General features: G+C 46.3%; 16 protein-coding genes and 1 tRNA gene. 5 read left to right on the forward strand and 12 right to left on the reverse strand.

From position 1 onward, the window contains the following. Positions 1–47: 47 nt before the first annotated feature. The 11 genes from HUF13_RS11130 to HUF13_RS11180 all read right to left on the reverse strand — a co-directional run bounded on the left by HUF13_RS11130 (position 48) and on the right by HUF13_RS11180 (position 19914). Positions 48–713 (reverse strand): hypothetical protein, encoded by a 666-nt coding sequence (locus HUF13_RS11130; protein ID WP_173475199.1) that lies wholly within the window; start codon positions 711–713, stop codon positions 48–50. Between the two features lie 9 nt (positions 714–722). After that, a complete protein-coding gene (locus HUF13_RS11135; protein ID WP_173475200.1) occupies positions 723–12980 on the reverse strand; it encodes a LamG-like jellyroll fold domain-containing protein in 12258 nt (4085 codons plus the stop codon). An 8-nt stretch (positions 12981–12988) separates the two neighbouring features. Continuing rightward, positions 12989–13903, reverse strand: a complete 915-nt coding sequence (locus tag HUF13_RS11140) for a hypothetical protein (protein WP_173475201.1) — start codon at positions 13901–13903, stop codon at positions 12989–12991. Between the two features lie 439 nt (positions 13904–14342). Continuing rightward, a complete protein-coding gene (locus HUF13_RS11145) occupies positions 14343–14945 on the reverse strand; it encodes a hypothetical protein (RefSeq protein WP_173475202.1) in 603 nt (200 codons plus the stop codon). After that, positions 14930–15616, reverse strand: a complete 687-nt coding sequence (locus HUF13_RS11150) for a hypothetical protein (protein ID WP_173475203.1) — start codon at positions 15614–15616, stop codon at positions 14930–14932. Before HUF13_RS11150 ends, HUF13_RS11145 begins: the two co-directional genes overlap by 16 nt. Before the next feature lie 133 nt (positions 15617–15749). Beyond that, positions 15750–16208: a hypothetical protein gene (locus HUF13_RS11155; protein WP_173475204.1), complete on the reverse strand. Its 459-nt coding sequence runs from the start codon at positions 16206–16208 to the stop codon at positions 15750–15752. Positions 16209–16454: 246 nt separating this feature from the next. Continuing rightward, a complete protein-coding gene (locus tag HUF13_RS11160; RefSeq protein ID WP_173475205.1) occupies positions 16455–17606 on the reverse strand; it encodes a glycosyltransferase family 2 protein in 1152 nt (383 codons plus the stop codon). Then, the gene (locus HUF13_RS11165; protein ID WP_173475206.1) at positions 17603–18079 is read right to left on the reverse strand and encodes a DUF255 domain-containing protein; all 477 of its coding nucleotides are present in this window, start codon (positions 18077–18079) and stop codon (positions 17603–17605) included. Before HUF13_RS11165 ends, HUF13_RS11160 begins: the two co-directional genes overlap by 4 nt. Next, on the reverse strand, positions 18076–18396 hold the full coding sequence (locus tag HUF13_RS11170) for a hypothetical protein (RefSeq protein WP_304039103.1): 321 nt from the start codon (positions 18394–18396) through the stop codon (positions 18076–18078). Before HUF13_RS11170 ends, HUF13_RS11165 begins: the two co-directional genes overlap by 4 nt. A gap of 16 nt (positions 18397–18412) precedes the next feature. After that, entirely contained in the window at positions 18413–19333 is a 921-nt protein-coding gene (ftsY, locus tag HUF13_RS11175; protein WP_173357135.1) for a signal recognition particle-docking protein FtsY, read from the reverse strand. Then, positions 19333–19914: an ATP-dependent Clp protease proteolytic subunit gene (locus HUF13_RS11180; protein ID WP_173475207.1), complete on the reverse strand. Its 582-nt coding sequence runs from the start codon at positions 19912–19914 to the stop codon at positions 19333–19335. Before HUF13_RS11180 ends, ftsY begins: the two co-directional genes overlap by 1 nt. Positions 19915–20557: 643 nt before the next feature. Here HUF13_RS11180 and HUF13_RS11185 point away from each other — a divergent pair. The 4 genes from HUF13_RS11185 (at position 20558) to HUF13_RS11200 (ending at position 23825) form a co-directional block, all read left to right on the forward strand. After that, the gene (locus HUF13_RS11185) at positions 20558–21319 is read left to right on the forward strand and encodes a type I 3-dehydroquinate dehydratase (RefSeq protein ID WP_173475208.1); all 762 of its coding nucleotides are present in this window, start codon (positions 20558–20560) and stop codon (positions 21317–21319) included. A gap of 77 nt (positions 21320–21396) precedes the next feature. Next, positions 21397–21861: a PTS sugar transporter subunit IIA gene (locus HUF13_RS11190; RefSeq protein WP_173475209.1), complete on the forward strand. Its 465-nt coding sequence runs from the start codon at positions 21397–21399 to the stop codon at positions 21859–21861. Between the two features lie 188 nt (positions 21862–22049). Beyond that, positions 22050–22124 (forward strand) — tRNA-Val (locus HUF13_RS11195). 402 nt (positions 22125–22526) lie between these two features. Next, on the forward strand, positions 22527–23825 hold the full coding sequence (locus tag HUF13_RS11200) for a TolC family protein (protein WP_173475210.1): 1299 nt from the start codon (positions 22527–22529) through the stop codon (positions 23823–23825). A gap of 156 nt (positions 23826–23981) precedes the next feature. Here the strand turns inward: HUF13_RS11200 and HUF13_RS11205 are convergent, their stop codons facing one another. Continuing rightward, on the reverse strand, positions 23982–25136 hold the full coding sequence (locus tag HUF13_RS11205; protein WP_173475211.1) for an NYN domain-containing protein: 1155 nt from the start codon (positions 25134–25136) through the stop codon (positions 23982–23984). A 308-nt stretch (positions 25137–25444) separates the two neighbouring features. Between HUF13_RS11205 and HUF13_RS11210 the strand changes: the two genes are divergently transcribed. After that, positions 25445–26553, forward strand: a 1109-nt coding sequence (locus HUF13_RS11210; protein ID WP_173475212.1) for a T9SS type A sorting domain-containing protein, incomplete at its 3' end; no start/stop codon positions are given.

The following is a 26553-nucleotide window of genomic DNA, read 5'->3' on the forward strand; positions in this document are numbered from 1 at the left end:
GAGCTGGATCCAGTTACAAAAAAAAGGCGGACGAAAGTCCGCTTTTTTTATTCCACATTAAAGATTTTCATCGGCAGAAGATGTCTTTGTTTTGCTTTTAGAACTTCAAGAGCAACTGTACTTTCACCGCCTTGAGGCGAATTCGTCTTTATCGTCACTTTCTTAAGCGTACCCGGAAGCGAGCAGGAATTATCGCAATACTCGAATTCGCTCACTGAACCCACTCCATTCACAACAACATTCATCTTCATCACACGTTTGTTTTTTTGTGAATAGTAAAGCGTTGGCTTGGCCGGATCCTTGGGTGTTAATTTCCAAAAGTTTCCCTCAGCAATAGGATTGTTGTAATCCTCAGGAGACCCCATCTGCTTATTCACATCGGCAGGATTCTGCGCAGGCATATTCTGCGCAGGGAGCTTTTTTCCAGTCTTCAAGTCCGTCACCTTCATTCGACCGTTATTCTGCACCATTTCCATCTGCATCATACTTGACTTGATGGTGGTAATGGATTTCGATTCCCCCGCAGTAAGCAAAGCCACGTTTATCACCTGCGAAGGCATACCGGGAAGTGTTACCGTAGTACGCATCTGCATTTCACATGTATCAGGAAAAGCAGCTTTCTTTTGATTATCAAAAACCGTCTGCAAGCTAAGTGCATTTGCATGAATCGAAATGAACGAAGCAGCAACAAAAATTTTAAATAATTTATTCATAATACATCCTTAAAGCATAGAAAGTTTCTTTGTCGATTTAATAGTTCCATTTACCTTTAACATTAAATACGTCCTGTTCATATCTATTCCCGTCCAATTAACACGAACAAATTGTTCACCGGGAGCAAGGCTCCCGTTAAAAATAGATTTTACAGGCTTGCCCAAGGCGGTCACCAGACCCAGTTCCACATTCATCCACTTATCAATCGTAAGGACAAGACCTTCTGATGTACGTATAATAGGAATTGTTCCCGGCGCTTGATAACCGAATTCAACATTGTAAACAGAATCAGGAGCCATTTCGTCCGGTGCAGGTAACGGCCAAACCGGTGTATCGCCGTAAATCACGTAACCCGTAGAATCGAACAAACAAATGCCACGAGCCACCCTCATCGCCACTCCCAAACTGTCATGGCTAGGATCATCGAGCGCATTCCACAATTTTGTCCATCCGGATAAGTGCAACGAAACTTTCACGGGATTCTGCCAGATTTTACCCGCAGCAAGCGATTTATCGCAATGGACAGTCACCTGCCAGCGACCAGAACCAAGACTTTCCATAGAGGCCGAGGAACACTCAGACTTGTCGTTTATTTCATAATCTGGGGCAAGCCCCTCTTCCACAAAGAAGTAGTAACGCACATCGAAATTTTTCAATGCGACATTGCCCGTATTTTCCACCTTGAAGTGTATTTCGCTTGCCTGATTGTTACCACGCATATCAGCTGCGAGCACACGAGCCTTGGTCTCAAGCGACACAGGATCTTCCATCTCGGCACAAGAACCGCCAATCAGATTATTTTCGCTGTCAAGGACAATAACGCCAGCATCTTCATAGAAGCCGTCGATATTTGCAACGAGGCCAGAATTCGGATCTACAAAGGACGGGTCATCGGAAGCATCCCACGGGACATTACGTAGATTGTACAAGCCAAAGTGCGGTCCGTCGCCATTGAAAACGGTTCCGGCAATAGGAATTACCTCGGCAAACTTCCATTCCACATAGCCCGTGTTGGCACTTTCGGAATGCACCGCAGGGAATGTCGCCACATTGTTCGGCCAGTAGCGATCGACACCGGCTGCCGCAGCATCCTCACCACGGAAATAGTAGCGGACAGAGAATCCGTTCACAGGTTCATTAGAAATGTTGCGCAGGCGGATTCTCGGACGGAGCGTAGATGTTTCCGGATAACCTTCGTAGCGCAAATACGACTTTATCTTGCGAACCGTATCGGCAGACGCAATTCCAGCAACCTTGTCAGATGAGCTTACACCCCAGGCAATCATCGAAGCCGGAATGTTGGCTGTAGTGAGAGCTATACCACCAATCTGAATAGCGGCAGGAACCTTCAGAGTCAACGTATGCGTACCAGCAGCAAGATGCACGGACACGCCCGAAACCGTCACGGCTCGCCATGTATTGGAAACAGCAGCTGTTCCTGCGAGCAAGTTCGATTCGCCGACAAAGACCGGCTTATCGCCAACTGTCGCAGACCTTGTGTACAATACGACATTGTAGTCCGCCGCATTCTCGACAATTACGGACATTGTGAGTGTCGCCGAATCGCCCGATACAAGATACTTGTTGCCCGCCACAGAGCAGGAGAACTCGTTCGAGAATCCGCTTACGGCATCCATATCCTTCACGGCAACAACAATGATATCGGATACCTCGCCAGCATCGGTTACAGGCTTCGAAAGTTCCTCGACTTCCGCAGCAGAAAGCGCACGCGAGTACATGCGGATATCAGCGATGTTCCCGATATAGGACGATTCACCGCCAGCCTTGCCCATGGAGAATCGACCATCCAGTTCGCGTTCCTGTGAAATTCCGGCATCCCTAGCTTTTTTCAATATGCCATCGACATAGAACTTCACATGCCCAGAATCTACGGTCACTACTACGTGAGCCCAGGACTTTTCACCGATTGGAAGCAGTTCAGAATCCCAAGAACGAGAACCTTCGACCAGTTTCAACACGCCTCCGCGCTGCATGAGTTCAATATTGAGACCGTTAATTCCCGTAAAACCGAGCACCCTACGCCATGCGCTGTACCCTGAACCACGCTTGATACGCGCTTCAAACGAGTAAGAAGTCGAACTTCCAAAATAAACGGTCCCATTACCACTAGCAAAGTCTGCAGCCCTACCGAAATAAAGTCCCGCATCGCTTTGCCATGCATTTTTCATGTTCGTCAATTCAAGGTCATGGCCTGTACCAAGGAACTCATGAGCATAATTTCCACCACCTTCACGAGCAGGATACCACAACGCAAGTTCCGTCGGATACGGGTAAAGCTTTCCGGATGTAAATTTCTGTTCCGCGTGATTATGGCCGTAATCTTCCACGCGCATGTTCAGAGCGAGATTGCAACCGGAGCACTCAGCAAGCCGCTTTCGGGAAATGCGGACACTTGCAGACACTTGACCAGTCGTATCAGGCCGCAGATTTATTACACGCAACGTATCGTCACCAAACACAGGTGTTACAATTACGCGAGCGACACCCGATTCAGAATCCATCACTTTTGCGCTCACCGTAAATATACGGTCAAGAACCTCGGAAGAATCATCCACGGAGAAGTTCCTGATGACAGGTCGCGCAGAATCCGTATAAACCCGCGGCCCTGCCATCTGCAAGTCCATACCGAGAATAGAAACACCAACATAACGAGACTCGTAAATACCTTTGGCGATTTTACCAATTCGTGGTTCGCTAGAAGTCTTGGAACCATCATAAATAATCGTATCGGGAATTTCTCCTCGCACTTCTGCAGCAACACGACCATTCCGATAAAGCGTCACTAACCCATATCCCGGATGCGTACAACTTGCCCCATAAGCCATAAAGCCATTGTCAAGGCCAAGCCACAACGAGTCCGACGGGACAGAACAGGCAAACTGAGTATTCACTGTCAGAGCACGAGCCACCGCCGGAGCCGCAGGAAGTTCTTCCATATTTCCATTTGCGTCGGGTTCGCCAAGAGCAACCACGAACACATAGCTAGTATCGATAGCTTTTCCTCGCGACGGCAAGGTTACTTGTGCAAAGCCATTGGAATCCGCCGTAAACGAAAGCAAGGCCGGCGGCGTAGCATCGCCGCGATTGGCCCACAGCGAGTCATCATCTACATACAAGCGGTATCTCGAAATGCCGTCCACGCGAACCGTGCGGGTTTTCACCGATGCAATTTCGGGCAGAACGGTCACGCTGAAGTTTTGCGTTTCAGCAATGGAGGAATCCATCGCCGTAAACACAGAGAATGTTTGCGTCTCGGCAGAAATGAACAGGTATGCCCATGCAAAGCTATCACCGACACAGCGAACCTTCGTCATTTTATTGCGATCATCGCATTTTAAGGTGTCTGCGCCCTCCATGACGGCACTTCCATCCGCATTCAGGAACCCATACAACGCATTTTGAAGCGGAACAAATCGTTTACCTGTTGTATCGACCTTGTACAGCCTTACCGTCTGCGGAGTCGCACGCATCGCCTTCATTTCATCGTAGCTTATCTTCACCTGAATACGTGGCCGCACGGAATCCGCAAATGTCATATGCGGCAAAATTTCGATAATCGGGCCCTTGAGCGCCAAGTTGTTGAATACCTCGAACGAATAATCCTTCGCGTCAATCGTTCGTACAGTAACATCTTTGGCCGTATCCACCGAATTCTTCGGGAATGTGACACTCACTTCTTCGAACAAGGATTTGACGGTCTTGTAGTCCGATGCATCCACCGGGCGACCGACAATCATGTCAAATTTTGCAAAATTATACGATGTTTTATCTTTATCTCCCCACAGGAGCATGAACTGAGTATTCCCTTGCAACTTATTCACATCGAACCAGCCCAAACGATACCAGCCCTTCGTATCAACCTTGATAGAATCTTTCCATCTCGGTTCCAGCATGGAATTAGGAACGGCATAGAAAGCATTCCCATTCAAATACGCCAACTGATAATTTATGCCATTTTTCAAGTATGCCCGAATTTCCACAAGTTCTTTCGGACGCTTGACTTTTATGGAATCGGCAGGCCTAAATTCCACATACCTATCCGCAGAATCAGGATAATCGCCCGAAACTTTCAAATGAGTATGGTCACTAGAATCTAGCTGCAATAAGATTGCAGAATTCAAAACAACATTTTTAACCCATTGATTATAGTTGATATAAAGACTATCCGCTGCCAAAATATTATTCATCGGCAGTTTTGCTTTATTAGGACGCACAGGAACTTTTACAGTCGTGTCCATATCTTCGGACTTGCGATAAACAATATCATAAGCTATAGAATCCGCACGGACATAAAGCGTATCTTTTCTACTGGACAAAGTCAGCACAGAATCGCGAAGAGTAACCTTTGTTGGATTAATACCTAGCGAATCTACCGAAGCTACGACATGATCACTGGCAAGATTGCCAAGTATTTTCGTAACCGTATCGACTTTTACGAAAAATTGATGTTTCGCCTTATCATAATCTTGAGAAGATGGAACAACAGAAATTTCAACGGATTTTCGACCAAATTTTGAAACATCGAGACTATCCTTGAATCGCTGTTCCAAAGTTTTTCCCGTAGCAATCGCAGGCGTGTTCACCATATTCTTTATGAAACCGTCACTACGCACAAAGTTTAAAGTCCATACGGTATCCGTGTAATCTCCATAATAGTAGTGAATACGGGAAGCCAAGTCATAATACTTGTAACAAGCAGAGCTACCATTGCTTGCAAAATCCCATTTTTGCCCAGAGGCCAAGCAAGAATCCGTCACTTGAGTACGCCAATTTAAAGTTGCCGGATAAGCGATGGTATCCACATTGCGGCTTGTATCTATTTTCGCTCTCGATATCGCCATATTGCGGCCTACATAGAATTCAACAAATGCTCCCTTCAAATAGAATGGAGTCTGCTTAACCACAGAATCATTGCTCGTTGCAGAAACGACACATTTGCGACCATTTGAAGTTGATCTCATAAAACCGACATTCGTCAGCATGGTATCGCAACCACTCGAATCTATCGAAGCATTTACAGCAAGAACCTTAAAATAGTCATGTTCATCTTTGGGAGCAAAGAACTGCATATCAAACCGAGCAGATTGCATATGCTGCGCATCTTCATCAGCAAAGAGGAACGTATTTAAACCACCATCCAATAACGAAGCCGGATACATCGGCAAATACTGAACTTCAAACGGGGTTAACAGGCCATAGGTCCTGTCGTATTTCCATTTGTTTCCATCGTAATAAGAACCCGTCGCAACATCTAGTTTAAGTATAGTATTAGAATTGCCTTGCAAAGCTTCCCAATAACCACTTTCCCCATCACCAAAAATTGTCTTGTTCGTATGGTCAAAACGGACTGTGCGGTTTACGAGGTTGTCCATGCCGAAAGGGGCATCCCAATAGGATTTGGGGATAGTCAATTTAACATAAAAATCCATTTCTCTCCAACGTTCCTCGTTACAGCCATCATTTATCGTTCCATAATTCTTATAAAAATAATCAGAAACCCTATAAATATCCACATTAAACAAGTTTGCGTTCGGATTGTAATTAGGTGTATTTTTTAACGTATCTACGCCATATGCACAAGACGTATCGGCAAAAGCAGAATCAGCATATACTACAGAACAGTTCTCATTTTTTGATGTAACAATTGATGTATCGTGAACAGCACTTCCGTCAGGTTTTGGAATATTCCACCCATTAGCCCCATCGGAATCAAGGTAATCAGATAATTTCCAAATCACTTCTGTTGATTGTTTTAAATTTTTAAAATCCTTTGCATTTAATAAAGAAATGTCCCTTCCTTTTAGTTGATCATTTAAAGTACGTTCCATCAAAACAATGACATCAATGTGTGTTAAATAATCCTTATTATTATCATAGCCATATTTAAATTGTATTGGTAGCCCAAAAAGAGTCCCTGGTATATACGCATGATGATATATATGGAGTGAATCGCTTAAATTTTCGGAATCATAAGAAAGAATCTTGCTATAAATTATAGTATCACTTCGTTGATTTGCTGACTCGCAATAAGACCCAATCCCGATAACTTGTGTCATTTGCTCTCGATGAACATCAAGCATCGCTAGAACCACCAGCTTCAATTCTTTCCTGTGTCTCTTGAGCGCCAAGCTAAAACGCTTCGGCTCGTACTTGTAAATCTGTTGCGTTCCTGAAATTTCACCGACCAAGGGAACTCCATTCACGAGCGACGAATCCGGGAACATCCAGCCGCTGGCATTCGCCTTGACCAGATAATCCGCGATAGGCTCGTACCTGTACATTCCGGCATTCGCAAAATCCGGTTTCGCTTCCGAAATAAATATTGCGGGAACAGAGTCTTTCAAATTCTTCGGATCCGTCGGAGAAATGTCCCTCATCGTTTCCGCATACTTTACATGGAAAGAAGCCTGCGCCGTATCCGCCTTGGAACCATCCACAGGTGACGCGATAACCAGAAGGGTATAATCGCCCTCCGTAAATTGCGCCATATTCTGTTTTCCCTTTCCGTTCCAACGCACCTGATAAGCGGAATCGTTAGCATTTGCACGTATAACAGTAGCAGGATCCTGTAATTTTGCAACTTCCGTTGAACCATTCATCACATAGATGCCAACATGCGCATCCCTGTACTTGATTCCATATTTTGCAATCATCGCATTAAGTTTCAGCACTGTTCTTTCGCATGAATCCTTTGGTGTCGTCGCGGATTCGCAAACCAACGCAGAATCTTTCTTTGACAGAATAAAATCAGGCAAGTTCTGAGGAAGAGCAATCTTTACATTGGGCAACTGAATTACGACTTCTGCGGAATCCAGGAATACATGCGGACTCGAAGAGATATTTTCTGTAGCTTCCGCATAAATTTTCATTTTACCCGTAGCAGGATACATTCCCGTTTCCGGGGCGCCATTCCATACAAACGTCAAACCGTATGCACGTGGATTCACCGTCCAGCCCATCATAAGCGGATTGAGAGTATCGCTGTTCACGCGTCCTTCCGCAATCCAATAAAAACCGTCACTATCATTTTCACCGAAATACACATGCATCTTAGGCAAAGTTGTATCGGCATAAACATTAGCTCGCGACAGCCGGAATGCCTCCGTCGCAGTCATCACTATATGGCCAGATTTTCCCGTCACAAGCATTTCATGGTTGACTGTCGAAAGTGGCGACAGTTCCGGGAAATCATCAAAATACGAACCCACAAAAGACGACAAAGATGTCAAATTATAACCAATTGGCCGAACTGTACATTTTGCATAACTGCCCTTATTAACAGATTCGCAAGTCTTACCAAAGCCGGCTGAATCATAAGAGACAACCAGAGAATCATTGGCCCCTAACCCATTCCATTGCAAATGATACTTGCCATCCAATTCATAGAACCACACGGCGGAACTATCCGACACGGTATCCTTCGGAGCGCCATAGTACGGGTTTCGCCACGCTTTCGAAACGGATTCATCGAACATGCCGACATGTTTTGCATCTTCGGCATATACACGCAAGAAATAACTGCTATTAAACATTCCCGACCGATAAAGCGATATTTCAAGGGAATCTACACCTACATGCAAAGTATCTTGATTCTTGACAAAATGCCATTTGAGACTATCACCAAAAAATTCATCCCGTTCATCACCTAAAAACACATACGATGTATCTACTTTCCACAAGCTGTCAGGACCGCCGATGCAGTCTTCTCCAGCACATACTCCAAGTTCTATGATGAACGTTCCTTCCAGAAGCGAATCCTTGCCGACTTTACGATCAAGGTAGCCCAATACTGCATCATTACTTTGCGAAGTCTTGGAAATATTGCGGTGCGAGCTATCGCGCAAGGCGGACACAACGAAGATATTCGAAGTTTCCCAGACAAGCGAGCCATTCGAATTGCGAGAATCCACACTGGCGTAACGCAAGCGGTATATGGTATTCGACGAATCCGCAAGTTTGACTGGCGGCGCAATGCCCGAAATGGCGACAAGCTGATTGTAATCCACAGAGTCTCTTGGCGAAGAAATCACCGGGGTACGCTCGCCAATGTAGAACAGATCCGTCTTTACAGAAACATTGCCTGCGGCATCGATACAAGACACTTCCAGATAACATTTGCCACGCCTTCCATCTAACGAATCCAGCTTAAACGTCACGGAATCATTTTTCAGAACCTTATCCGTTATTCTCTTCCACGACGTTTCCTTGCCGCAACCGCCCACATGGTAATGGCAATGCATGCCCGTACGATTCAACGCAATGTCGGAATTTTCATTCACGACAATTTTTGCCGAGTAATTCTTGACGGAATCCGGATAGACGAGCTGCGTACTTACGAGGCTTTCGATATTCGGGGCGGTTTTATCCACACGCAAGTTTTTAGAGAGATTATAGAAAGCTTCATTTCTAGCTTGGTCGCGAACAACAGCCCGAATCTTGTAGTCGCCGTCCGAAAGACGCAAGCCCGCCATTTCAGTCCACGAACCGTGTGCAGCATCGCCGTTTTTGATCCACAAGGAATCACCGGCACGGTCTACCTTTGTGGTATCTTCCGCATGGATGAACTGCCAAGCGATTGTCACAGGAACACTGTCACGACCGTTCAGCGGCTCCGTAATCTTGTAAGAAATTTCAAGCAGGCTATCTTCAGTAACATAGGCGTAACCAGACTTGCGAGCAGGATGGGAAAGTTTCGAGTATTCCGATGATCCTGTAGAAAATCCTTTCAGAGTCTCGTCGCTCATCACGGGAGCCTTCGTATCGACAAAGAACGTGTCATATACGGTTGTAGAGTTCACCGAGTCCGCAGCGGTCGGCCAAAGTGACGGCTTGACACGGTTCGGATGCATCATGATGGCGGTAACGAGGGAATCCATCTTGTTAAATACGGCACTGTCAGGGACCGCGTAATCTACGGCGTAGGCCTTGATGCGGTAAAATCCGTCGCCTTTTTTTTCAATCATTCTACGAGTCGTATCGTTCCACTGTATCGCAAAATCAGGCGAGGCGACATCGGACATCGCGGGGAATTCCGCCACCTGCGTAAACGGATGGCCTGCTGAATTCGCATCCATTTGTTCCAAAGTAAGGCGCATCGCACGGATGTCGGGAGTGCTCGCAGAATCGCCCCAGGTAAAGCGGGCCACAAACGGATCGTTGCTCGGATTGACAAAATCATTTTCAGCCCTCAAAGTGAAAACAGGAGCTGTCCTATCGACTCTGAACGGGACTTCGTATGTATTCGAAGAGTCTTTGTCGTCAGGTGAAGCGATATTGTTTATATCGACAAAGAATTTCCAGAGATAATTGCCCTGTTGCGGGTCGCTGTTTCTTTGCTTCGAAGTAAAATAAGCACTCGACTTATCATAAACCTTGCCAATAGAATCAACATCGGCTTGCCCGATGCGCGACATGTCGATTTTCCAGTCTACGGACATGTCCATTCCCTGCCGCGTATAAGGGGAGGCACTGTCTAAAACAAACTGCGGAAGAATGATATCATCGGCCCCGGCGACCGTGAAACCCTGATAGCCGATCGCACTCGCATACGCCTTGAAACCCTTGATCTTGTTCACGACAACATCACGCTTGGGCCACGAAGGCTGAAGCATATTCGCGGTCGCCTTGAAGAGATAATAAAACCGCTGCGTGTTCGAAAGGCCTATCTTGTTCACCGTCGAAATCGTGACCGTATTCTGGTTGTCTTTTTGTAGCGCAAGTTTGTTATAGTAACCGTAATCATCGGGATTAAAGTCAAACTGACCGTTCTTCTTGACTGGGTGGGGAACTTTGTCTATAGTATCGCGACGAATTTCCGTGCGAACGCCATTCACGTCCGCCGAATCCACTACCACAATCGGGTTTATCCAATTCCCGCCGCCGAAGCGTTTATAAACCGTACACGCTGTTGAACTCGTATCCGGCTTGGATATATCGCACTCCCACGCAATTTCTTCCTGGAAATTGAAGTTCATGCGGATCTGGCGCAACCTGTGCGGCATCAAGTCGTCAACAACAAAGGAATATTTTTCGATAAAGTCTTCAACAACTATCGCGGGAACCTCGTAACGCTCCACATGACGGATAGGGACGCCTTTCGGGTTGTCACTGCCGTCAGGCTTCAAGCCGTCCACCTTTTCCCAGCGGTCCACCTTCACGCCCATCTTGGACCAGTCGGATTCGGAATGGAACTTAAGCGGAGTCAACGCAGAAACTCCCTGCATCCAAAGCGTCGAATTCAGGCTGTCCTGTTTTGCAAACAAACCTGTGGCACAGTTCACGGAATCACGCGGACCGATATAATAGCAGTTGCGGTTCAGGGACGCAACTCTAGCTGAAACAAATGAACTCAGGCGGGAATCAAGGCATGAATTGATATTCATGCAGCTATCGCTTAACATTTCCTCTATTTGTTGCCTATACGTTTTCAAAGACGACGCTGCGTTCAAAACGGAATCACGAACTGACGCCTTTTTTGCAGAAGAAGCATTCTTCAAGAAAGTAACTAGACTTCTAAAATCATCGCTTTCATCTGAATTTTTCTGCAAAGAATCCAGCGTATGAACATCACTCAACGCCAGATTCACGAAAGGACGCTCGTAAAGGAAGTCTTCCATGAGATAAGGAGTCCAACTCGTATCACCGGTTTCTATTCGAGAATAGGAATAGGAAATTCTTTCGTCACCATTATTAGCCATCAAAGAATCCAAAATGTCAGCTTGTAGTGGTCGCTGGTGAGAATACGTCATTTCATCTTCCAAATCCTCAACCAAATAGGAACTAACCATATTATAAATAAGTGCTCCTGAACCAGCCGCAATTGCAATGTTTGCCGCGAAAGCGGCAGGCTTAATCCAAGCCAAGGCGGCATCCGCTGCAAGGCATGCGGCAGCGGCAATTGCGGTTGCCTCCGCGGCTACACGCCATGCTTCGCTATCTGCCGTAGGAGCAGCATTAAATCTAGCTCGTTTAACATCCGCAACACCCGATGTCAAACTAATTGTATTGTCGGCCCATCCAGAAGACTTTGAAACCAACGAAGAACCCTGTTCCCTTGCCGATGCAGACGCCATCAAACCAACCGTAAAAGCCTTTGACGCAAGGGCAAACGAGTATGTACTAAATATGTCGTCGCATTCATCCAATTGGGAAATGAAATTTTCTACGCCAACTCCTATTTCGGCGGGAATCAAGAAATACACCATCTCAGGGATATTCTTGTGAGGGTCGGTAAATGTAATGCTACTATCTGCACCAAGCAATCGGAACATAGGAAGCGAATCATGCGCCTCAATATTTTTCAGAAAACCTATATGTCCCTTACCCTTCTTCAAGGGATCCACATAATCTACCAAAGGGTCGCTATCAACATAGTCGTCAAGCCCACTTAAAATTTGGGGACCAACAACCGCATAATCTATCCACTGAGCCGCTAGTATCATGACAGAAGACGTTATGCCAACAATTTTTGACATGGGTCCACCCGCCATAGCCGCCACGCCAACTATAAGCATCAACGCATCGGTCACAATATGTTGAGAAAGTGCAACATCCCTATTTTTTAGATCCAGTTCCATATTCAAGGCGCCAGTTCCTTCGTGCGGAGAATCCAGCGTTATAACCTTGTCTACCTCATTGTGGTAGTAATCGCTGTTCTGAATCCATTCGCGGGACACAACCCCGCCCATAGAATGACCAATAAGAATGTAACGGGAAGCAAGCTGGCGATACAAATCGGGATTACGACGTATAGAATCAAGAGCTTCCTGACCATATAAGTTATTGCTTGGTTTTTCCGGATCTATAATAGCAGCTTTTACTTCCTGAGCTTCTTCAACCAAAGCCCGGCGCTGTCCAAATTTTTTATCCTTATTCCATGTCCGTAGCCCCAGCTCCTTGGCATTGTTGATCGAGTTATTGGCAGGATTTGTAAATGCTCGCCAGTGGTAAATGTATGAATTCTTAGCGTTACGATTATTTCCAATATCAGGTTCTTCAAATACATTTTTCGAAAGCCATTTCGTTATCCTGGAATCCTTAGAATACGCTCCAAGGGACGCATCGCCACCAAGATAGACAGATTCTTCATATGCTGATGGATAATCGCTACTCTCTGTAATACCCTTTGCAGATTCATAGGCACCATGCAAAAGCATGACGTTGTAGTTTTCTATAGATTCCATCGGTTTGGGCACAGACCAACAACCGACGGCAAAAACTAATACTAAAGCAAACAGTTTTTTCATATTTTTCCCTAATAGTTTATTGATTCACCACCAATATTCCGAAACATCAGTCCAACCAAATCTGCGATTGAAAAGATGTTCACATGTCCATTATTATAGGAACCAATAAACCCTCCAAAATTCAAAATATCTCCCATAAAGCTAACATCATCATATTTACTTAGTTCAAGTTCACTATTAGACAAACTGTCGCTCATTTCATCATTTAAAAGAACAAAAACAGCAAGGTTTATCTTATCAAAGGCTAGACAAGCCACATCATTACCCAATGCACGAACATCGTCACATTTTTCAATCCACTTCAATTCATTGCCAAGGCGCTTGTACGTCAACGCCTTCGCCGATGTGTCCAGAACAGCATACTGACAACTATCCCCTCCTGCACCAAATGGACCTTTCAAAAGAATCTCACCATTTAACCACGTTCTCATTCTTTCATGTTTAAACGTTGCATTGCAGCCATCCTTAAAAACAGTCATATTCATGACAGTCGGTTTCTGGCCTAATTTCCAAAAAGAAAAAGATTCTTTTCCATTCCCCCCCCAAATCACGGAATCGGATAACTGCCCAACTAGATATGTAAAATCATTCGTATTTTCATTATCCAACGTATCAGTCCAACGCGGTCCATCTTCTTGAACGCGATAATTATAGACTCGCAATCCTTGGTGGCCTATACCGCTAGCCATACCGCCATCGTGAACGAAAGTACCCTTTTCTTGATTCCACCCTCTCCAATCGCTTACAATCACAAGAGAATCATCCATAAAACCTATTACCGTCCCTATGGTCCGTTCTTTATCCCATTCCACAGGGCCATCCTTCTTTAAGTCCCCGCACCCCCACATACATACGCATGCAAAGGCGACCGCCAAAACAGCGAGCATTTTTTCAACCCCAAACTTGTTCATTTTATTTTCCATAAGAGATTTTCCTATGTTTAAAATTTTCCAATGTAAATTTACATAAAATTTCTTATAAATTCAAGATGCATTATTCAAGTAGAAGACAGCACATATAAAAGCAAAGATAAAAGGCGATGCCCGCACAAATGTAAGGAATAAATATAATGGATTCCCTACGCAAGTGCAATCCAAGAAATGATGGTTTCCCTCCCTCCGGTCGAGAATGACAAGCTTCGAGGATGACTGGCAGGCATGACAGCGTAAAAAATAACTGGATCCTTCGCGCTAACGTGCTCTGGATGACGACAATGAGCACTCATTTCTTCGCGTTGCGAAGGATGACGTAACGCGGACATTCAGGATGACACTACTTAACGATTTTCTCACTATAAAGCAAGCCTGAAGCGAGGAGAAAAGCCGTTCACACCCGCAATTACAATGACAACGTACAAAGAAACTAGAATGAAATCCAGGGAATATTCCATTGGAAATTGAGTCCCCAACCGCCCGTATACATATGACGTCCTACAGAAGAACTTCCATACCAGCCACACCAAATATACTGATAATTGGCAACTAGGGAAACCTGCATTTGTTCTGTTATACGGTATCCAAGACGATAACCATATCTAAAATTGCTTCGATGTCCAAGATATTGAAGAAAACCCCAGTTATCATATCCATTTTTTACAACATCTTCCATTTCACGATTAAAATTATTCATAGACAAAATAAATCCGAAGCCAAAATTTATTTCGAATACAAATTGCCTCACCGTTATAGACCAAACAAGCGGCTTGATATAGAAATCCCATACCGATACACTCATATCGCCATTGGAGTGCGAATAACCAAAACGACTTATTCCAATAGCAAGGGTATAATCCACCATTTGTTTCGGTTCATTGAAAGCTCCAAATTCAATGCCAAAGCCCAGTATTCCGCCAGGTTCGCAAACTTCATTGTCAGTTTGAAGGCGACTATCCTTGAATTCAACATCTAAAAAAGCCGCGTTAGCAAAACCACAAATAAAAAGGACGAGCATTAAAATCCTTTGCATACATCCCATCCTTTTGTAGAAAAGATTTCTTCGGAAGAATAATACGTAACAGATATTTTTCTAAAAGCACCGTCTCTCGAAAACACACCTTCACTGTGCTTTGATGCGCCAAACATTATAAAATCTCCTGAATGATACGTCGGTTTATCCGTATTCATACTAACAGGGAAATAGGTCATAATGTTTTTGTGGAAAACACCGTCATTTGCCGGCTCCAAAAAAGACACCGGGAACGTTTCCTTATAAACAGTTTCCTTCGAATCCCATATAGTGTGAATTTCCGCGCTGTCGCTATAAGATATAGTCGCGCCCCTCAGAGTATAAGGGATGGTGTCTTCGACAATCTGGCCTGTGGTATCGTAAGTCAAAGCAAAGCCACGTACAACGACCATTGCGCTATCGCCTTCAAAGCAGATTTCCTTACAAAGAATTCTGTCATATCGCTTTTCACGTCCCATGGCGGAATACCCGCCATCTACATTAGGGAGTTTTTTATCTATGTAGGTATCTTCTTTAACTTGTTCGCTATAATAACACCCTTGAATATCCTCTGCTCTCACCTGCTTCGGGGCACTCGAAGTTCCGTGATCGATATAGGGGCAACCCTGAAAAAACAACGCCGCCAAAACGAAGACGCAGATTGTCAAGACCTTGACTATTGGACATGTCATTTTGTTCATAATATTCAATATAAAAAAATAACTGGATCCTTCGCGCTAACGCGCTCTGGATGACGACAATGAGCACTCATTTCTTCGCGTTGCTCAGGGTGACGGAGACGCGGATTCTGGATGACAGCAGGCTTTACATCTCAATCAAAATTCCGGCTTGCAAGTACCAGTAGCCTTCGCCGGAGTGATTCAGGAATTGATAGCCTGTCGAAAAAATGATGGACGAGTTGTCGCCATTTTTGATGTCGAGTCCAGCGCCTGCACGCCAGAACATTTGATTGTCCTTGCCGAACAGGTAGCCAAAATCACCTGTAGCAATCGGCAGCACAGTTCGGCCAATCGGCAAGCGCACCCAAAGGCTTCCGGACAACGGCATAAGGCCAACATTATCCAGTTCCTGATAGCCAATACCAACGCCTGCAAAAACCATCTGGTCAATCGGATACCACAGATGGCCATAGAAACTCATGTTGAAGTCACCCATGCTGCTCACGCGATTGCAAAAGCCACCCTGCGCATCCATCGTGAAAGCGCTTGCCGGAACCGCGACGAAAGCCAAAGCGAATATAATAGCTGTCAAAAATTTTTTCATATTATACTCTAATATATAAATTCTAATTCATTTAGGAATGACTTCAAAAGGAGATTCCCGATCAAGTCGGGAATGACAACGCCAGGACAACGATTGCGTAGGGGGATTCCCGCGCGGTGGCGGGAATGACAGCATAATACAAGACATCACTGGATCCTTCGACTCCGTTACACTTCGCTCAGGATGACAAGTCGAAGGCAGCAATTATACCCTAAGACCTAAAACCTACTACCTAACCCCTAAATATCACTCGTCGCTGCGGGCTTCGCGGGCCCAGCCGCCACTACGTTCACGCTTAAACGCAAGGAAGAATCCCTTGAGCATCGCGAGGTTCATGAGCAAGAAATAATAGGCGCTCGGCAAAATTTTCGTAATCGCCACGATAAACGCAAGCGTCATGCACCCAAACGAGATCTGGTAGAAAAGGCCCTTTGTCAAAAGCAATGCGTTTGCAACATACAAAAGAATGATGATATGCGGAGAAAACCAGCGCACAATCTTATGCGAAAAGAACAGATATGCAAGCAGCGGACGGAACGGGTTCAACAACGGCAAGTAAGAGAACAAGTAGTTGAAGTTTGCACGGCCAATGCGCACCTTGCGTCTGTATTCACCACTTGATTCCTTCGAGGTTTGTTCAGTACCAATAGCGCTTGCCACGAACGTGCAGAAATAACCCTTCTGCAAAATCTTCGTCGTCACAAAGAAGTCGTCCATGACGCTTTTCTTCACCGGAAGTTCCGTATAAAGTTCACGACGAATAGCATAAAGCGCACCGTTACCGCCAATCAGGCGATCGAGCACACCTTCGAACTTCTTGATTTCACTTTCCAGATCCCAGTAAGAGCTTTCGCCCTTGCCAAGCACACTTCCGCTCTTGTCCGAAAGAATCAGGTGGCCGCAAGCGCAACCCATTTTCTTGTCCTTGAACGGGTCCACAAGCTTACGTACAACATTCGGGAAGAACATCGTATTCGCATCGCAGAACAGCAAGATATCGTTCTTAGCGATTTTCTGCAAACGGTTCAACATCGCAGCCTTGCCCGCATTTTTCGGAGCCTTTACCAAGGTAATTCCCTGATCTGCATAACGCGCCACGATCTCAGCAGTCTTATCCGCAGAGCCATCATCGCCAATCAAAACTTCTAGCTTGTCCTTGGGGTAATCTATTTCAAGAATGTTCTGGATCTTGCGTTCAATCACCGCTTCTTCATTATAAGCAGAAATCAAGATCGATACCGTCGGGAGTTCGGCATTGCCGTCCATCGACTTTTTTTTGCGCTTGAAAATTTCACTCACAAACGGGAGCGTCATCGGAAACAGCAAATAGCAATGAACTATCAGGAACAGCAATAACCAAAAGGCAATTTGCGCATAAAAGAGAACGTTTTCACTCATTTCGAAATCCACTCCTTCTCTTTTTCAAGAATCTGGTAAAGCAAATACTTCATTTCTTCGGCGGTAAAGGAATCCTTGATGGTCATGATCGAAAGCCCCTTCGGCGCAATCAGAACAAACGCCGGCAGCACACTCAATTTCCACACGTCAAAATAACAGCGCTGCACCGTCTTGCGTTTTCCATCACAAGTAATCGTATCTTGCGAATCCACATCGAGCTTAGCCGAAACAAAACGCGTGTTCAAGATCGAGGCCACCGTTGGATCCGAATAAGTGTTCGCATCCATGATTCGGCACGGGATACACCAATCCGCGTAAAGATCAACGAAAATCAGTTTCTTAGAATCCTTTGCTTTTTCCAAAGCTTCGGTGTAATCCAGCCAATTTACAAGTTTAGGCTTTTCGGGAGAAGCCGCAAAGACCGTCATTGCAAGACAAAGCGTAGCAAGAATCCATAAACGCATTTTCATCATTTCTTGTCCTTCTTTTGCACAGGAATAACTTTGGGGATTCCAAGCAAAGAATCTATTCTATCCGAAACAGCCGTCTGAAACACCATCCAACTCTTTCCGTCATCAAGAACGTTGTCACAAGCCTTGATAAATTCTTCGCGGGTGTAACCGTACTTTTTCAAAACATCACGGCGGACAAGGCGCCCCATGGGAGACTCGCCACCGTAAAGTTGTTCGGCAACGCGCATCTCGACAAACGCGGAAACAAGGCGTTTATCCGCTTTCGGAGCAGAATCCGTACAGGCGCAAAGCGCAAACGCCACCACACCGAAAAACACCAAACGCCTCAAGAGACTACTCCCTATTTTCTAGAGCGTTTTCGAAAAGACCATCAACGTAATCGCGCTTGTTGAATTCTACAAGCTGATCGATGCGTTCGCCCATGCCGACCCAACGAATTGGAATCTGCAACGAACTTGCAATCGAAAGCACGGAGCCGCCACGCGCGGTTCCATCGAGCTTCGTCACGACAAGTCCTGTAAGCGGGAAACTCTGGTTGAAAATCTTCGTCTGGTTAATCGTATTTTGTCCAGTGTTGCCATCAATCACAAGCCACATGTCGTGCGGCATATCGGGGCTCACCTTCTTGATGACTCGAACGATTTTCTTGAGTTCTTCCATCAAGTAGTCTTTGTTGTGCAAGCGACCTGCGGTATCGATCAATACCACGTCGCAACCGCGAGCTACCGCCGCACTGCAAGCGTCGAACGCCACAGCCGCAGGATCGGAACCTTCCTGGTGCTTCACGAATTCGGCACCGGAGCGTTCAGCCCATGTTTCAAGCTGGTCAATGGCTGCTGCACGGAACGTATCGCAAGCGGCAATCATCACCTTCTTGCCTTCACCCTTGAGGCGGGCCGCAAGTTTACCGATAGTCGTCGTCTTGCCAGCACCGTTCACGCCAATCACGAGCACCACATGCGGCTTGCCCTTGAGTTCAAAGGGAGGCGGGTCCTTGAGCAGACGTTCCGCTTCATTGCGCATGATGTCGAGCACCTGCTCTGTCGTAAGCGACTTGCCAAGCGCATTTTCGCGGAGCGCATCTGTTAAAAGGAATGCCGCTTCGACGCCAACATCAGCCTTGATGAGATGCTCTTCGAGTTCTTCGAGCGTCTCGTCCGTAATCTTACCGGCACCGACAATACCCTTCAACTCGCCAAGCAAGGCGTCGCGGGTCTTTGCAAGGCCGCTCTTAATTGCAGAAAATAAACCCATTAGATGATACTCTCGACTTTATCTACGAGGCCGTAATTTTTAGCCTCTTCGGCAGACATGAAGTTGTCGCGTTCTGTATCGCGATCAATCTGTTCGATCGTGTGTCCAGAAGTTTCGGCAAGAATCTTGCCCGTGATGCCACGGATGCGAAGCATTTCTTCGGCCTGGATCTGGATATCGCTTGCAGGGGCCACAATTTCGCCATGAATAAGCGGCTGGTGGATCATGATGCGGGCATTCGGCCATGCACAGCGCTTGCCCTTTGCACCAGCAGTGAGGAGCACGGCGCCCATAGAGGCAGCCTGTCCGCAGCAAACCGTCACGACATCGCTCTGGATAGCGTTCATGCAGTCGTAAATGGCAAGACCGCTCGAAATCACGCCACCCGGGCTATTGATGAAGAAAATAATGTCATCGTGATTTAAAGAATCCAAATACAAAAGTTGCTTGACAATACGTTCGGCACTTTCGTCATCGACACCACCCCACAAGAAAATTCTGCGCTTGGAGGCAAGGTATTCTTCAGCCTTCTTGAGCATGTCCGGGGTCTGCTTTTCTTTATTTTCGTTACAATCAGCCATAAAATTTCCTTTTGTTCGGGTATAATTTAGAAAAGTTACTAGTTACTAGTTATTAGTTACTAGAAAGAGTTAGCGTAAAACGTTACAGTTGGCGGAACTTAGGGGAATTTGCAATTAGCGATAGGAAGTAGACAGTGTTAGGGGTTAGGGGTTAGGTATTAGGGATTAGGAGCTAGTAAACAGCAGGAACTAGGCGATAGGCCGTGATTAGGGGTAAAAAAACTCGTTGAAAAAAGCAAATTTCTTTTTTTTGCCATTTTTTACGTAAAAAAGGAAGAAAACAGGGATTTTTTACGTAAAATTACACATAAATTAACAGCAGTCGGCATAAAAAAGGGTACAAAATGTCATTTCTGCACACTTTTTTCCACGAAAAACATCACCAGCCCGCTCAATTTCAACAGACAAACTCATAAAACGACAAAAATTGTCTCAATTTTTACAAACAACATTAAAAATTTACGTAAAAAAGTCCAAAAGTTGAAGTTTCTTACGTAAATTTTTCCATTTTTCAAAAAATTGAGTTTTTCGCAAGCTCCGAATCGCTCAATTTGCACGCTTTTAGTTTAACTCAGTTACTAGAGATTCTTGAAATACAGTTCTAGAACTCATAACTCATGAACTATTAACTATCTTTACGGCCATGCCAACCGATTCTCAGAAATACCTCGTCGGGCTTGTCGATCCCGAAACGCTCACCGCCGCCGAAAGCGAAGAACTGCACCCATCGCGCATCGACTACGAAAGCTGCGACATCCTCGAAATCCGTTACGATTTTTTTGACGAATCCGACTGGCCAACGCTAGCATCACGCGTCCGCAAGCTCGCCCCAAACGCAATACAATTGGGCACTATCCGCCTCAAGCGCGATGGCGGCGCATTCCCCAATGCCCGCGCCATTGAACGCCCCGCCTTGTGGAAACAAATTCTCGAAGCCGCTGACGTTCCGGAATGGCTGGACCTCGAACGCGACTACCTCCACGACTACAACGAGCTCCGCGAAATCGCCAAAACAAAGGGCGTGAAGATTCTCATTTCCGAGCACAACTTTACCCGTATTCCAAACGACCTCGAACTCAAGAACTACCTCACCGATGTTAAACGAGTGAAGGCAGACGGCATCAAAATTGCTGCCATGAGCAACTCCGACGAAGACTGTTCAAGGCTTTACAAGTTTGCTAAAAAGGCTAAAGGGTTCAAGTTCATCGCGGCATTCGGCATGGGCGAAACCGGAAAAATCAGCAGAATCTGGTCCTTGAAAGAAGGCGCCAACCTCACTTACGGCTCCATCGGAAAATCTGCCGCCCCCGGTCAAATCGATGTTGCGCTCATGCGAAAAGCGATAGACAAGCTCGAAACAACCGCTTCTCAGCTAGAATTATCTTCTTTTTTAAACATATTTTAAATATCCCCCTCTCCAAACGGGATTTTATTTTCTAAAATAGGTGTTTGATTGGTTCATAAAAAGGAAAAAATTACACCATGCGTCTATCTGAAAGATTTGTGGATAATTGCATCTTGATAAATTCTTCCAGTGAAACAAAGGAAGCCATTCTTAACGAATTGGTGGATACTCTCTGCAGCGCATACAAACTCGATCACCGTGACGAAATCTTCGAAGCCATCTGGAACCGCGAACAAAGCCGTTCCACCGGCATCGGTTGCGGACTTGCAGTCCCGCATGCAAAGATTGACTACGTGGATCGCATGTGCATGGTCGCCGCCACCATCGAAAAGGGCCTGGACTTCCAGTCTTTCGACGGCGAACCGGTATTCCTGCTCATCCTCATTGTGAGCCCGGGCAATACCGTTGGCCCGCACCTCAAGGCACTTTCTTCTGTGAGCCGCCTGTTGGCTGACGGAAACGTGCGCAAGGACCTCATCGCCTCGAAAACCCCGGCAGAGTTCCTCTCCATCCTCCGCGCCGCTGAAGATAAGTACTTGTAGCAGCGCCAGAGGCGCAGTGATTAGTAAACAGTAGGCAGTAGACAGGAATAGTTAGGCGGCAAAGCCGCGATTATAAAAACTTCCGACTTCCTACCGACTACTTCCTACTAACCACCAACCACTAATCACTAACCACTATCGAACCACTTGACAGCTTTCAATAACTTTACTATATTTGCTCTCACTTCGGACGGTTAGCTCAGTTGGTTTAGAGCGCTGCTTTCACACGGCAGAGGTCACTGGTTCAAATCCAGTACCGTCCATTCGAAAAGGCTTCCCTACGGAAGCCTTTTTGTGTATGTACATTTTCTGCAATTTCCATAAATCAACACAAACAACACCAACCTCGTTATAATTGACTAATACTTCTTCAGTATTAAGCGAGATAAATGTTCTTTTTTGAGCAAATAAATTAACGTTTAGAGAATGAAAGCGTCGGCCACAACCTTAAAAGGCGAACGCAGCGGGGCTGCTTGCAGACCCATTGCTGAGCCGTAAGGTTGGCGCTTGCGCCAGGATGGGTAAAAAACCGAGCTGGGGCCCCGCCCGCATGATGTACTTTTCAAGAATTATAGATACAAAAGAACAAACTTCAGGCGACAAGCCAAAAATTTCTATCTTAAAAATCACGCAACCAAATTATATAGCTGGGGCATCTAAAAGGTATGAATTACAAAAAAGCAGTCGTTCTCGGTATTTTTGCATCAGCATCACTTGTTTTCGCTGACGGTCCATGGACTTTAAGCGCATGCCTCAAGCAGGCAAAAGAAAAGAGCCTCAAGCTCGAATCCGCAAAAATCCGCGAACAGAAAGCGGACGTCAGCCTCGAACAGGCTAAAGTTGCAAACTACCCCTCGCTTTCAGCAAGCATCGGCAACTCCCTTTACGATTCCCCATTCAGAGATGGTCCGCAAGACCATTACCGCTTAAGCGCAGGCCTCAGCGCATCTTACACGTTGTGGGACGGCGGTTCTACACGGCTTTCCATCCAAGCAAACGAGCTGAATAAAGAAGCAACACGCCTTTCGACCAAGGAAACCGAACGCTCCATTCAAGAAAGCGTCTTGAACGCCTACATGAACTTGCTCGCCGCGATTGAAAAGCTCCACACTGCAGATGCATCCGTTGAACTAGCCAAGGCGGAATTCGAACACTACAGCACTTTGTTCGAAGCAGGCTCCATCACCAAGAAAGACTTGACCCAGTCACAGGCAAACGTCTTGCAAAAGGAAGCCGCACAACTTGCAGCGCAATTGAGCGTGAACACTTCGAGGACAACGCTCAGGCAGCTCTTGGAACTCCCTGAAAGCGAAACATTTGAAGTAGCAGCGCCGGAAACCGAAATCCAGACACCGGACGCCCTCGCCGCGATCCCGTCGTTAAACGATATCCAAAAGACAGCAACGGACAACTCCCCCAGTTTAAAGTCCGATAGCCTCTCTATCCAGGTCGCACAGAAGAATACCGAAATTGCAGGCAAGGGCAAGTCCATCAAGGTCTCGCTCGGTGCAAGCGCAAGCACAGGCCTCCAGGCTTGGGAATCTAAGAAATACGGAAGCCAAATCAAGAACGGCTATTCGCACAGCATTTCATTGAACATCAACATCCCGATTATCGATGGCGGAGCTACCGAGAACAAGGTGTTGCAAGCCCAGCTCAGCGAAACTGAAAGTGCAGTAGCCTTAAAGGAACAGGCCAAGTCGCTTGAAAACACCATCGAAAAACTTTACTTGAACGCCCTCAGCGCCGACATGCAGTGGAAAGCCGCGATCCTCCAAGTCGAAGCCGAAAACGAAGCATTGCTGGTCGCTGAAGAACAACGTAACGTAGGAGCCCTCACCTACACCGATTACCTTTCTCAAAAGAACCGCCTCGAAAGCGCTCAGTCCACGCTCACGAACGCAAAATACACAAGCCTCTTGGCCCGCAATCTGCTGGACTTGTACCAGGGCAAGCTAGATTAGACTATCGCAATCGTCATCCTGAGCTCTGCGAAGGATCCAGAGCGATGCAAAAAACGTGTCATGCCCGTCCCGAAATAAGTCCGAGATGACAGCGGGAAAGCACAGTGCACTCTCGTCTAAAACGTACCGCCTACTGCCTACTGCGGCGCAGTCGCCCTACACCAGTTTTTCGGCTTCGCCTTCGGCGTACTTTCCGTACAAAATAGCAACGATATCTTTCTTGGGGACTTTTTGCCCCGTCTCTTTGAGGCTCACGCGAAGGCGATCGAGCATCGCTTTGTCGATTTCTTTCCAGTACTGGTTTGTCTCGGTGAGCGTCCAGAGTTTGTCATCGCCACCGCTGATGGTCACGAGTTTCGCCTTGAAGAACGTTCCCAATGCGCGGTTGATAATGCTACTTGTCGTGCCGGCAATGTTCTTTGAAACAATTTCTTGCACCAAATCTTGCTTGTTCATCGGCACAAACGACGTGATGTCGCAGGCTTCCGCATAAATCTTTTTAAGCATGTTGCGCGGGAACATGTCCCAGCCTTTACGCTTGAGCGCCTTCGCCAAAATCATCTGCGAATCTTCTTCGACAGCGACTTTCTGCTCGGCTAGCGCAACCGTATACGAGCCGCCGCCCACATCCGTCATTTGCACAAAGTCCGCGGACTTCACAAAATCCTTGAACGTCTTGAAACCGAGGCGCTTTTCGTTAAACGCGTTATCAATCCCGAGCATCTTGGGTTTAATCGCGGCAAGCGCAATTGGACCATCTTCTTTCTGCAAAACGCTGCGGAGCATTTCCATGGAATCAATTTTTTCCGAAACAAGTCGATTTGCTCGTTCCTTGGCATCCGTCACATCGTCGCCAGAATCTTCATCGGCCACTGTAGTATCGTCCGTATAAATGTAACGAGAGCAAGAATTCTTGACGCACTCGCTCAGCGGGGACTTGGGCCCCACGCCAATCACTTCCTTGCCCTGCTCACGAAGTTTGCGGAAAAGCGGCGAAAAATCGGAATCGCCAGTCGCAAGGACAATCCACTGCACCTGGGAATCCAGCGCAACTTCCATCGTATCGACCGTCATCTTGATGTCCGTCGAATTTTTACCACTCACTGGGTGGAACGTGTGCACGAGCTCAAAACCGTTCTCGTTGAGCGTCGATTGCATGGGAATCAGCTGCGGCGAAGACCATTTACCATACGCCTTGCGCACGACAATTTGCCCCAGCGGCAAAAGTTCATCCATCAGCGACTGCACGCCATCGTGCTTGATCCAATTGGTAAGGTTTTCCGCGTCGATAAAAATTGCAATGTGGTTCATGATGGTATATATAGTAAAGTAGGAAGTAAACGGTAGACAGTAGGAAGTTACTAGTTTGGAGTTACTAGTTACTGCGACTGCTTAGCGGCATCCTGTTTGTTAATTCCCTTCTAGCTATTAACCAGCAACAATCAATCAACATCTGCGGTACGCCCCTAAACTTACAAAATTCTGTTTTAAGCCTAACTTTTTGACAAAATGTCCATAACAAAATATTTACATTCGTGATTATTCTATCTTAAAAGAATAAATTTTAATTGGGTTTAGAGGTCCAAAGAGACATTTTTGGATTATAAAAGGAGTGTTGAATGAAAGCCAAACGTCTTTCGTTAGTATCTGCAGCATGCATTGCTGCGTTATGTTCCACGTCATTTGCTTATACGATCAGCGGTAAAGTTTCCGATGATCAGGGCAAGGCAATCAAGGATGTCGATGTCAGCTTGCTCAAGGAAGGCAAGACCACAAAGACAGACGACAAGGGCGAATTCACCATCCACGAAGATGAAAAAGATTCGATCCCAACCGCCATCCATCCAAATTTCAAAAACGCCGTCGGATATATCAACATCAACAACGGCATTCTTTCTTACTCCCAGAGCAGTACTTCCCCTGTTCAGGTGAAGATTTACAACTCTCTCGGCAACCAAGTTTTCACCAAAACTTTGCAGGGTGCAGGCTCATACGACTTGAGCAAGGGTCTCAGCGCTAAGGGCACCTACTTTGCACAGGTCTCCGTCGGCAGCGCAAAGCAGAATTTCAAGTTCACGACCGAAGGCAGCTACAACAGCTCTTTCGGCACACAAGCTGGCGCAAGCGCCCTCATGAAGGACGCACAAAAGGATGAAGCTATCCAATTTACCACCGAAGGCTACGATACGCTCACCATCAAGCTCAACACGCTCGATACCACGCTCAACGTGAAGCTCACGAAGACCCCGCCTCCGGCACCGACATTCAAATTCGGTTACGCCTTGAAGAACGACCCGACCCCGAGTAAGGGCTGCGGCACGACTTCCAAGGAAAACGGCGACCGTTTCGAAATGAGAGTCGGCAGCGACAACCGCGAATACTTCATCACGCTACCGAAGAACTACGACAACAAGAAACCTTACAAATTGCTCTTTGCCATGCACTGCATGGGCTCTAACGCCGAAGACTTCGTCCACCACTATGCGGACCAAGACCATCCGTCTCCATACTACGGCCAGCAGAAACTCGACACCGAAGGCAACTACATCTTCGTTTCTCCGCGTGGCGATACCGACGGCATGCCGTGGAGCGTATCTAGCGACAAGGACCACAAGTTCATCAACCAGTTGCTTACGACTCTCGAAGAAAACTACTGCATTGACACCAGCCGCGTGTTCATGACGGGCTTCAGCTTCGGCGCCATGGTCACGAACTCCATGGCCCAGGA

Source organism: Fibrobacter succinogenes, assembly GCF_902779965.1.
GTDB lineage: Bacteria > Fibrobacterota > Fibrobacteria > Fibrobacterales > Fibrobacteraceae > Fibrobacter > Fibrobacter succinogenes_F.